Genomic DNA, 10,746 nt, shown 5'->3' on the forward strand with positions numbered 1-10,746 from the left:
CTTGCTCGAACTTAAGCCCAATGTCAGCGCGCGTTCAGTCGCCGCGGTTAGCGCAGCCGTCATGACATTGCGAACCAGGCTTCTCGCCGGTGTGGCGGCGCTTCTGCCCTTGTCATCGCCGGTCGCCGCGCAATCGGCGGCCGTCGATCCGTCGCAGCCGCCGGCGGACACTGCGGCACCGCCGGCCACGGCAGCACCGGCAACCGAAGCACCGGTCGCGACCGACGAATATGGCGACGAGGAAGACGCCATCGTCGTCACCGGCGCCCGCCCGCGCGGGTCGGTGGTCGGCGACATCCCGCCCGAAAACACCCTCGATTCGCGCGACGTGCGCGCGACCGGCGCCACCAACATCAGCGAGCTTCTGGACGCGCTTTCGCCGCAAATCGGAAGCGCCCAGGGCCGCGGCGGCGGACAGCCGGTCCTGCTCCTCAACGGCAAGCGCATCTCGGGCTTCCGCGAGCTTCGCGACATTCCGACCGAAGCCATCAGCCGGGTCGAGATACTGCCCGAGGAAGTCGCGCTAAAATACGGCTATCGCGCCGACCAGAAGGTCGTGAACATCGTCCTTCGCGAGCGCTTTCGCTCGACCGTCGTGCAAGTCGGGGCCGGCGCCGCCACCGACGGCGGCTACGCCTCGGCCAAGGGCGATCTCACGCGCCTGATGATCAACCGCGACGGCCGCACGCAGTTCAACCTCCACGCCGAAGGCAATTCGATGCTGACCGAGGATGAGCGCGACATTCTCCTCACCGAATCGTCGCCGACCGGCAGTGATGCGGACGCGCTGGCGGCGCGCTCGCTGGTCGGGTCCAGGCGCGACCTGCGCGGATCGACCGTCATCAGCCGGACGGTGCTCGGCGACGTGTCGGGCACGCTCAACGGCGAGCTCGAGCACAGCGAGGGCCGCTCGCTGATCGGGCTCGGCGACACTTTGCTGGTGCCGCTTGCCCGTAACACCAACAGCAACAGCGCTCACCTCGGCACCACCCTCAACGGCGACAAGGGCCAGTGGCACTGGAACGTCGCCGGCAATGCCGACTGGCAGCGCGATACCACCGGCACCGACCGCGACAATGCCGCTTTCCCGCATGACCGGGCGCGGGAGACGACCACGTCGGCGGACCTCACCGCCACCGCCAACGGCAATTTGTTCAAGCTGCCGGCCGGGGACGCCAGCGGCACCATTCGCGCCGGTGCGGACACGGTCCACCTGGATACATTCCGCGAGCTTGCCGGCGTCGGTACCAATGGCTCGCTCGGGCGCACCAGCGGCACTGCGGCCGTGAATGTCGACCTGCCGATCTCGCGCCGGAACCGCGACTTCAGCGCGCTCGGCAATCTGACGGTAAACGCCAACGCCGAGGTCGATCAGCTCTCGGACTTCGGGACGCTGACCAAGTTCGGTGGCGGCGCCAACTGGTCGCCGGTCGACCGGCTCAACTTCCTCACCAGCTGGAGCCGGGAAGAGGGCGCCCCGACCATCAACCAGCTCGGCGACCCGGTGCTGGTCACTCCGGGGACGCGCATTTTCGATTTCACGACCGGGGAGACGGTGCTGGTCACGGCCACCACGGGCGGTAATCCCGACCTCGATGCCGACAAGCGGACGGTGTTCAAGCTCGGCGGCTATTGGCAACCGAGCTCCAAGACCGATCTGCGGCTGCGCGCCGATTACGTCCACCAGAAGATCGACCGCCCGATCTCCAACATCACTGCGAGCCCGACCATCGAGGAGGCGTTCCCGGAGCGGTTCGTTCGCGATCCCTCGGGAACGCTCGTGAGTGTCGACCTCCGGCCAATCAACTTCGACCGTTCGACGCGCGACACGCTGCGTATTGGCTTCGATTTCTCCAAGCCGCTCAAATCGCGGCGGCCGTCGCAATCGGTGATGGACCAGATTCGCGCGCAATTCCGTGGGGGTCGAGGCGGAACGCCGCCGGCCACCGGCGCGCAAGCCGGCGGCGCGCCTCAGGGTGCCGCTCAACCCGACGCCAATGCTCCGCCTCCGGGCCCGCCACCCGAGGGAGCCGGCGGTCCTCCGCCACCTCCATCCGAAGGCGGCGGCGGTTTCGGCGGAGGTCGTGGCGGGTTTGGCGGCGGTGGCCGAGGCGGCGGTGGTGGTGGCGGCGGTTTCTTCGGCGGCGGGAGCCGCGGCCGTCTCCAATTCTCGCTTACCGATACGATCACGCTGACCGACAAGGTCTCGATCGGCCCGGGCCTGCCGGTGATCGACTATCTGCACGGGGAGGCAGCGGGCCAGGGCGGGGGCACGCCGCGCCACCAGGTCGAGGCGCAGGGCGGCTGGTCCAACAACGGGCTCGGCGCGCGCGTCAGCGCCAATTGGCGGAGCGGGACGACGGTCAATACGCTGAGCGGCGACGACTTGCGCTTCTCCCCGCTCGCGACGTTCGACCTGCGGCTGTTCGCCAATCCCGGCGATATTCCGGAAGTCGCCCTCAAGCACCCGTGGCTGCGCGGAACTCAGTTCCGGCTGGAGGTGAACAACCTCTTCAACAGCCGGCCCAAGGTGCATGACGCCGCCGGCAACGTGCCGCTGAGCTATCAACCCGACCTGCTCGACCCGCTCGGCCGGACGATCATGATCAGCTTCCGCAAATCGTTCCTGCCGTCGTTCGCGACGATGCGGCGGGATTTTCAAGGCGATCGCCAGAACGGAACCAATCCCCGCTGATTCCGCATTCCGAAGAAATGTGCTTTAGCGCGCGGCAATGACGCCGGTTCAACCCGTACGGGGTACGCAAAGCCTGCTCGGAGAAGATGCCGACCGCCTCGCCGCGGTGGTTGCGGCGTTCGATCGCGTGCGCCGTCTCTACGGCTTCAGGCGGGTCGAAGTGCCGACCATCGAACACACCGCCGTGTTCGCCCGGACGATCGGCGAGACGACCGATGTCGTCTCCAAGGAGATGTACTCGTTCGAGGATCGCGGCGGGGAATCGATCACCCTTCGGCCCGAGTTTACCGCGGGCATCTGTCGCGCGTATTTGTCCGAAGGTTGGCAGCAGCACGCGCCGCTGAAGGTCGCCGCGTCAGGCTCCGCGTTCCGCTATGAGCGGCCGCAGAAAGGCCGCTTCCGCGAATTCCACCAGCTCGACGCGGAGATCATCGGCGCGGCTGAGCCCCAGGCCGATGTCGAAATCCTCACCCTCGGTTATCAACTGCTCGCCGAGCTCGGCATCGCCGAGGGAGTGACGCTCGAGCTCAACACGCTCGGCGACCCCGAGACGCGCGATGCGTGGCGCGGCGCGCTCGTGGATTATTTTCGTTCGCACAAAGCCGCACTGTCCGAGGACAGCGTCGCGCGGCTCGAGCGCAATCCGTTGCGGATCCTCGACAGCAAGGACCCGAAGGATCGGGGAATTTGCGAGAACGCGCCAAACGTCGATGAATATTTGACCGCCGAAGCATCGGATTTCTTCGCCGCCGTGACTGCCGGCGTCGACGCCGCCGGCGTTCCATGGACCCGCAACCCGCGCCTGGTGCGCGGCCTCGACTATTACCGCCACACCGCGTTTGAATTCGTCACCGACCGGCTCGGCGCGCAGGGGACAGTGATCGCCGGCGGCCGCTACGACGGGCTGATCGAAGCGCTTGGCGGCCCGTCGACGCCGGCGGTCGGCTGGGCGGCCGGGATCGAACGTCTGGCGATGATGATCGACGCTCCTGCGCCGGTGCGCCCGGCGGTGGTTTTGGTGCCGCTCGGCGAGCGTGCGGAAGCCGAGGCGCAACGTATCCTGGTCGGGCTTCGGCGCGAAGGAATCGCCGCCGACATGGCCTATCGCGGCAACCTCAAGAAGCGAATGAGCCGGGCGAATGCGGCCGGCGCCGCCTACGCGCTCATCCTTGGCGACGACGAGCTCGACAGCGGGCAGGCCCAGCTCAAGGACCTGACGAGCGGCGAACAGCGCGGCGTATCGCTCGACCTGATTGCCGAGGCGATCCGCCGATGACCCGCATCTCGCTGGAACGCATCGCGTCGATCGAATCGCGGCGCCACGAGCTTGCCCAGACGATGGCACGCGCCGATTTGTCGCCCGACGAGTTCGTGAAGCTGTCCAAGGACTATGCGGCGATCGAGCCGGTCGCCAATGCGGCGCGGGAGGTGCGCCGGCTGCGCGCCGAGTTGGACGTCCTCGACGGCATGGTCCACGACCCCGCCGCGGAGCCCGAGCTCAAGGAAATGGCGGTTGCCGAAGCGGAGGAGATCCGCGGCAAGCTGCCCGACGCCGAGCGCCGGCTCGCGCTCCAGCTGCTCCCGCGCGACGCAGCCGACGACCGTCCCGCGATGCTCGAAGTTAGGGCCGGGACCGGCGGCGACGAGGCGGCGCTGTTCGCCGGCGATCTCCTGCGCATGTACCAGCGCTATGCCGAGGGCATGGGGTGGCGCTTCGAGCTGATCTCAGCCAGCGTCTCGGAGGTCGGCGGATACAAGGAAGCGATCGCCTCGATTACCGGGCGAGGGGTGTTCGCGCAGCTTAAGTTCGAAAGCGGAGTCCATCGCGTCCAGCGCGTGCCGGCGACCGAAAGCGGCGGGCGCATCCACACCTCAGCGGCGACCGTCGCCGTGCTGCCCGAGGCCGAAGATGTCGATATCCATATCGACGACAAGGACCTGAGGATCGACGTCTATCGCTCGTCCGGCCCGGGCGGGCAGTCGGTCAACACCACCGACAGCGCCGTGCGGATCACTCACTTGCCGACTGGCCTGGTCGTCATCCAGCAGGACGAGAAATCGCAGCACAAGAACAAGGCCAAGGCGCTGAAGGTGCTGCGCACCAGGCTGTTCGAGCTCGAGCGCGAGCGCCTGGCCAGCGAGCGCGCCGGAGCGAGAAAATCTATGGTCGGGTCAGGCGATCGCTCGGAGCGGATCCGCACCTATAATTTCCCCCAGGGACGAGTCACCGACCACCGGATCAACCTGACGCTGCACAAGCTCGACGCGATCCTCGAAGGCCCGGGGCTCGGCGAGCTCACCGGCGCGCTGATCGCGGAGGACGAGGCGGAGCGGCTGGCTGGCCTCGAAGACGCGTGAAGCACATCGCCCGCGCGCTCGGCGATGCCGCGCGTCGGCTCGAAAAGACCAGCGACACTGCACGCCTCGACGCCGAACTCTTGATGGCCGAGGCGCTGCACATCGATCGCGACCGGCTGATCCTGGCGCCGCCCGATCGCCCGGTGCCGGACCGCTTCTGGGACATGGTCGAGCGCCGCAAGTCGGGCGAGCCGATCGCCTACATCACCGGCCGCCGGGCGTTCTGGAACATCGAGCTACACGTCGGCCCCGGAGTACTCGTGCCGCGCCCGGATTCCGAGGCGCTGATCGCCTCCGCGCTCGAGCATTTCGAAGGCACGGCCGGCCCACAGCGCATCCTCGATCTCGGCACCGGGCCGGGAACCCTCGTGCTGGCCGCGGTCGACATCTGGCCCGAAGCGACCGGCCTCGGCATCGACATGTCGCGCCAGGCCCTGTCCTACGCCTCGGCCAATGCGCGGCGGCTCGGCTTCGAAAACCGGATCAAGCTGATCCAGGGGGATTGGGCGAAAGGCTTGGTCGAGACCTTCGACCTGATTCTCTGCAACCCGCCCTACGTCCCCGAAGGCGCCGAGGTTGGCGCCGGCGTGCGCGAATTCGAGCCGGACGAGGCGCTGTTTGCCGGTGTGGAGGGCCTCGACGCCTACCGCGAGCTGGCCCCGCAGCTGCCGCGCTTGCTCAGCCGGGGCGGGCTGGCGGCGGTCGAGATCGGCCACGATCAGGCCGATGCGGTCAGTTCGCTCCTTGCCCGCGACGGCCTCAAGGCGCGGGTCGCGGAGGACCTTGCCGGGCGCCACCGCGCCGTCCTGCTAACCTGGGTTTGAACGAAATCGCTTGGCATCGGGCGTCGGCGACACTACATCAATGGCAGGACCGGTGCCCGCCCCTTCAAGGGAAGCTGGACGCGCTCCGCTCCACCCCCGACGCAATCGGCCGTTCGTCTCGCGCTTGTAGCGCAGACCGCGACGAGAGGGTCAGGGCAGCGCCTCGCGCCGCCCTGCCCGAGGAAGGCAAAGGGGCTAGCTTCACTGCGTAAGGACGTAGGCATTTGATCAACAACAGACAGGGTGGTGGCCGCAGGCGCGGCCGTGGTGGACAAGGCAGCGGCGGCGGCGGGGGTCGGAACCTCGGCGGACAGCCGGGCAACCGCCAGGACAATCGCCAGCGCGGCAACGCCGCCCAGCTGCTCGAGAAATACAAGAGCATGGCGCGCGACGCGCAGCTCGCGGGCGACCGCGTGCAGACCGAATATTTCCTTCAGTTCGCGGACCATTATTTTCGCGTTCTGGGCGAAAGCCGCGCCCGCTTCGAGGACCAGAACCCGCGGCGCCAGCGCGACGAGGAAATGGACGAGGACGAGGGCGACGAAGAGCTGGCCGAGGCGGGCGACGTTGAAGCGTCGGACGATCGGCCCGAGCGCGCCGAGCGCTTCAATCGCCGCGACCGCCCGCACCGCTCCGAAGGCGATGAGCAACGCTCCGCACGCGCCCAGCGCCCTGAACGCGCCAGCCGTGACGAGCCAATGAACGGCGAGCCCGAAACCATTCCGTTCGACGCGCTTCCGCCGGCGATCGGCCGCGACGACCAATCCGATGAAGTCGAAGCGGAGCCCGAGCGCCCCCGCCGCCGCGCGCGCGCCGCTCGGCCCGCCGATGGCGACGACGAGATCGCTCCCGCGGCCTAAGCCGTTCAATTCACTGACCGTTCACGGCCGTAACGCTTCTCTGCTCTCCAACGACGGCTTGACGTGCGTGTTACATTGTAACATCGTCCCCGTCTGAGTTCGGGGAGATGGGAATGCGTCGATTGTTTCTGTTGGGCACGGCGCTATGCGCCGCGGCGCCGCTGTTCGCCCAGGCCGAGGTGCCGGCGGCGAGCCAGACCGCTCAAGGTGATGTGGCGGTCACGATCTACAACAACAACCGCGCGTTGGTCGAAGACAAGCGCGTGCTCAACCTTCCGTCCGGACGAAGCCGGCAGGAGTTCAGCGACGTCTCGGCGCAAATTCAGCCCGAAACCGTGACTCTCAACGGCCGCGGCGTCGGCATCGTCGAGCAGAACTTCGACTTCGACCTGCTGACGCCGGCGGCGCTGATGCAGAATGCGGTCGGCCAGGAAGTGACCCTGGTTCGCGTCAATCCGGCGACCGGCGGCGAGGTGCGCGAACGCGCTCGAGTGCTGGCTGCCAATGGCGGCGTCGTGCTGCAAATCGGCGACCGCATAGAGGTGCTGCGCGACGACGGGCTGCCAGCGCGCGTCATCTTCGATCAGGTCCCTGCCTCGCTGCGCCCCCGCCCGACCCTGTCGGTCACCGTTCGCAGCGACGGGGGCGGGCCGCGTCCGGTTACGCTCACCTACCTGACCCCCGGCCTCGGCTGGGCGGCCGACTACGTGGCCCTGTTCGACGAAGCCAACAGCCGCATGGACATGCAGGGCTGGATAACGCTTACCAACAACAGCGGCACTCCGTACATGAACGCCTCGACCCTTCTCGTGGCGGGCGCCGTCGGTCAGGCGAACCCATACCAGCAGCGTTATTATGGCGGCGGTTATCCCCCTCCCCCTCCGCCGCCCCCGCCCGGACGCACGATCGGCCGCGCCGGAACCGAGACCGCTGGACGTGAGCGGCTCGGCGACTTCTACCTCTATCCGCTGCCAGAGCGCACGACGATCGCCGACAAGCAGACCAAGCAGGTCAGCTTCCTCGACGTGCACGGTGCTCCCGCGCTGCGCTCCTTTGAGTTCAACAATGGCTGGCTGACGACGAGCGAGGAGCCGATGGGCGCCTCGACGGTGCTGCGCTTCTCGAGCTCCCGCGACGGCGGGCTCGGCGATGCGCTGCCGGCTGGTACTATCCGCGTTTATCAGCGCGACGCGCGCGGCAGCCCCCAGTTCGTCGGCGAACACGCGATCGATCACACTCCGATGGGGTCGCAGATCGGCGTGACAACGGGAGAGGCGTTTGACGTCAAGGTCCGGCCAGTCGTCGAGGAGCGAACTCGAATCGCGAGCGACCGTTGGAAGACCCGGATGCGCTACACGCTGACCAACGCCTCGCCGAAGCCGATCACCATCGACCTGTTCCAGAGCGGCCTTGTCGGCGACACCCGAGTCACCAACGAAAGCATGAAATCGGTGCGGCCGAATGCCGACCAGGTCGGCTGGACCGTTCCCGTTCCGGCGAACGGCCAAGCAACCGTCACCGCGACGTTCGACAGCCGCTACTAAGACCGATGCGCGCCCTCGTCCTGGTTGCAGCGCTGGCGCTGTCCGCGCGCATCGACGCGCAGGCGATCGTCACGTCGCCGGCGCCCGAGCGCGTGGCCGTGACCGTCTACCGCAACCCGGACCGCGGGATCGAGCCGCTCAACCTCGAGTGGCTCGGCGGCTATGCGCTGGTCAGCGAAACCCGCCGCGTGCGGTTGCCCGCCGGCGAGAGCGAGCTGCGCTTCGAAGGGGTGACCTCGGGCATCGTCCCGCAGAGTGCGATCGTAGTCGGTCTCGGCGAAGCGGTGCTCGAGAAGAACCGCGATGCGCGGCTGCTTTCGCCAGGGTCGCTGCTCGATGCGTCGCTCGGCGAGCGGCTGCTGCTTCGCCGCACCGACAAGACGACGGGCAAGGTCCGCGAGCAGGAAGCGGTGGTCCGCGCCACGTCCGACGGAGTTGTCTTGCAGACGGCCGGCGGCATCGAGGCGCTGCGCTGCACCGGCCTGCCCGAGACGCTGATTGCCTCGCGAGTGCCGACCGGGCTATCCGCCAAGCCGACGCTGTCGGTGCGCGTCCGCAGTCCCGGTCCGATCGAGCGCGAGGTGACGCTGACCTACATCACCAACAATTTCGACTGGCAGGCAAATTATGTCGCCGAGCTCTCGCCCGGCGGCGACCGGATCTCGCTGTTCGCCTGGCTGACCCTCGCCAACGGTGACCAGACATCGCTCGCGGACGCCGACACCCAGGCCGTCGCCGGCAAGCTCAACCGCGATCGCGTCTATGTGCCGCAAGGGGAAGCCAGGCCGATTACGATCAACTGCTGGCCGCAAGGCACGACTAGCGACATTCCGGTTGAAGTGCTGCCGGTGGGCGGTGAGCTCATCATTGTCACCGGCTCACGCATCAGCGCGCAGGCGCCGCCGCCATCGCCGCCGCCCTCGGCCGAGCGCGGCGGCGACGAGCTGATGGCCGAGGAGGAGAAGCTCGGCGACGTGCGGCTATATCGCATTCCCGAACAGGTCACGGTGGCGGCCAAGTCGCAAAAGCAGGTCGCTATGATCAGCCAGGCCTCCGTCGGCGTCCAGAGCATCGTCAAGCTCCGCCCGCCGGAGGGAAACTTCGAAGGTCCGCTGGAGCGGGTCCTCGTCACCCGCAACCGATCTCAGGAAGGGCTCGGTCTTGCCTTGCCGGCAGGCAAGGTCGTCTTGCTCGGCCGGAGGGATGGCCGCCGCGTCCTGATCGGCGAGGGTAAGATGGACGACCACGCGATCGGCGAGAGAGTCGAGATTCCGGTCGGGACTGCAAACGGCGTCTTCGCGAAGCAAACGGACGACGATCCCGACGCTTATATCCTCACGCTTACCAACGATCTTCCGCGGCCGCAGATTGCCGAGATCGAGCTAGCTCTCGACACCAAAGGGCTGAACGCGAAACTGGTGAAGCGCGATGGCTGGATGCTGTGGCGCGTCACCGTGCCGGCGAACGGAAGCGCCAGGCTGCGATACCACTAATTATCGATGGACCGCGGACGGTTGTTGGCGTCCAGCGCGACGAAGGTGAACAGTCCTTCGGTCACCTTGACCTCGGTCTGGCCGAGGTCGCGCTGGGCGACGACTTCGATCCTCACCCCCATCGAGGTCCGGCCGACGCGCTCGACGTGGGCATAGACCGAGATCAGGTCGCGCAGATGGATCGGCGCGATGAATTCCATCGCCTCGATCGCCACGGTGGCGACCGGTCCCTTCGAGCGGCGCGAGGCGACGACGCCCGCGGCGATGTCCATCTGGCTCAATACCCAGCCGCCGAAGATATGGCCGTTGGCGTTGATGTCGGTGGGGCCGGGCACAACGCGCAGGATCGGCGTCCGCTCGAGATCGGTCATTGGTCGTCGCTCTCCTGGTGGATATGAGGCGTGGCCTGATCGTCATGCCCGCTCGATGAGCTCAGGAACACAAGCGTCATCAGGGCCGTGCCGAGGAGCATGGTGAACCCGACGCCAAGCCCGGTGGCGATGATCAGGCCGGCGTGGATTTGGTCGTCGCCGCGCGTGACCAGGACCACCGCGATTCCCGCAACGATCACGGACAGCAGCGCGAGCAGCCGGAAGATCCGCCAGAAGCGACGCATCAGCGAATAGCCAGGGCTCGGGATGGGATCTGGCTGGGGCATGGCCTCCCTTTGGGCTTGCGAAGTGAGACGATCAAGCCGACAGGCGGGGCAAGTCGGGGAGGCGCGCCATGACCATCGCGGCAGTGCTTGGCAGCAAGGGAAACACGGTCGAGACCATCGGCGTCGACGACCGCGTGCACGATGCGGTTCGAAAGCTTGGCGAAAAGCGCATCGGCGCTCTTCCGGTGATCGAGAATGGCCAAATCGCCGGGGTCATGTCGGAGCGCGACGTCATCTATTGCCTGCGCGAGCACGGCGCCGAAGCGCTCGACTGGCCGGTGAGCAAAGCGATGAGCTCGCCGGCGATCACCGCA

At 67.5% G+C, this 10,746-nt stretch carries 10 protein-coding genes (1 of these 10 cut by a window edge); 8 read left to right on the plus strand and 2 right to left on the minus strand.

Annotated features, from left to right (window positions below; genetic code table 11):
* Positions 1-61: 61 nt before the first annotated feature.
* The 7 genes from N539_RS18685 to N539_RS0100965 all read left to right on the plus strand — a co-directional run bounded on the left by N539_RS18685 (position 62) and on the right by N539_RS0100965 (position 9,774).
* A complete protein-coding gene (locus N539_RS18685) occupies positions 62-2,695 on the plus strand; it encodes a TonB-dependent receptor (RefSeq protein WP_197018308.1) in 2,634 nt (877 codons plus the stop codon).
* 37 nt (positions 2,696-2,732) lie between these two features.
* Complete coding sequence (gene hisS / locus N539_RS0100940) at positions 2,733-3,971, plus strand: histidine--tRNA ligase (protein ID WP_028968749.1); 1,239 nt, start codon at positions 2,733-2,735, stop codon at positions 3,969-3,971.
* The gene (gene prfA / locus N539_RS0100945) at positions 3,968-5,053 is read left to right on the plus strand and encodes a peptide chain release factor 1 (protein WP_028968750.1); all 1,086 of its coding nucleotides are present in this window, start codon (positions 3,968-3,970) and stop codon (positions 5,051-5,053) included. The genes hisS and prfA overlap by 4 nt, the downstream gene beginning before the upstream one ends.
* The gene (prmC, locus tag N539_RS0100950) at positions 5,050-5,877 is read left to right on the plus strand and encodes a peptide chain release factor N(5)-glutamine methyltransferase (RefSeq protein WP_028968751.1); all 828 of its coding nucleotides are present in this window, start codon (positions 5,050-5,052) and stop codon (positions 5,875-5,877) included. Before prfA ends, prmC begins: the two co-directional genes overlap by 4 nt.
* A gap of 224 nt (positions 5,878-6,101) precedes the next feature.
* Positions 6,102-6,737 carry a DUF4167 domain-containing protein gene (locus tag N539_RS0100955; protein WP_028968752.1) on the plus strand — a complete coding sequence of 212 codons (636 nt, stop codon included), beginning with the start codon at positions 6,102-6,104 and terminating at the stop codon, positions 6,735-6,737.
* A gap of 113 nt (positions 6,738-6,850) precedes the next feature.
* The gene (locus tag N539_RS0100960) at positions 6,851-8,281 is read left to right on the plus strand and encodes a DUF4139 domain-containing protein (protein ID WP_156029682.1); all 1,431 of its coding nucleotides are present in this window, start codon (positions 6,851-6,853) and stop codon (positions 8,279-8,281) included.
* Positions 8,282-8,286: 5 nt separating this feature from the next.
* Positions 8,287-9,774, plus strand: coding sequence for a DUF4139 domain-containing protein (locus tag N539_RS0100965; RefSeq protein WP_028968754.1), 1,488 nt, complete (start codon positions 8,287-8,289; stop codon positions 9,772-9,774).
* On the opposite strand, the gene N539_RS0100970 is transcribed toward N539_RS0100965, so the two are convergent.
* Complete coding sequence (locus tag N539_RS0100970; protein ID WP_028968755.1) at positions 9,771-10,145, minus strand: acyl-CoA thioesterase; 375 nt, start codon at positions 10,143-10,145, stop codon at positions 9,771-9,773. The two genes, N539_RS0100965 and N539_RS0100970, sit on opposite strands and share 4 nt — an antisense overlap.
* Positions 10,142-10,432, minus strand: coding sequence for a hypothetical protein (locus N539_RS14790; protein ID WP_051531105.1), 291 nt, complete (start codon positions 10,430-10,432; stop codon positions 10,142-10,144). The genes N539_RS0100970 and N539_RS14790 overlap by 4 nt, the downstream gene beginning before the upstream one ends.
* Before the next feature lie 68 nt (positions 10,433-10,500).
* On the opposite strand from N539_RS14790, the gene N539_RS0100980 reads away from it, so the two are divergent.
* Positions 10,501-10,746: the 5' portion of a CBS domain-containing protein gene (locus N539_RS0100980; protein WP_028968756.1), read on the plus strand. 183 nt of this gene lie beyond the right edge of the window; 246 of the gene's 429 nt are visible here — the first part of the coding sequence; the start codon lies at positions 10,501-10,503; its stop codon lies off the right edge, out of view.

Origin of the sequence: Sphingomonas sp. URHD0057 (assembly GCF_000620665.1) — a bacterium.
Taxonomy (GTDB): Bacteria; Pseudomonadota; Alphaproteobacteria; order Sphingomonadales; family Sphingomonadaceae; genus Sphingomicrobium.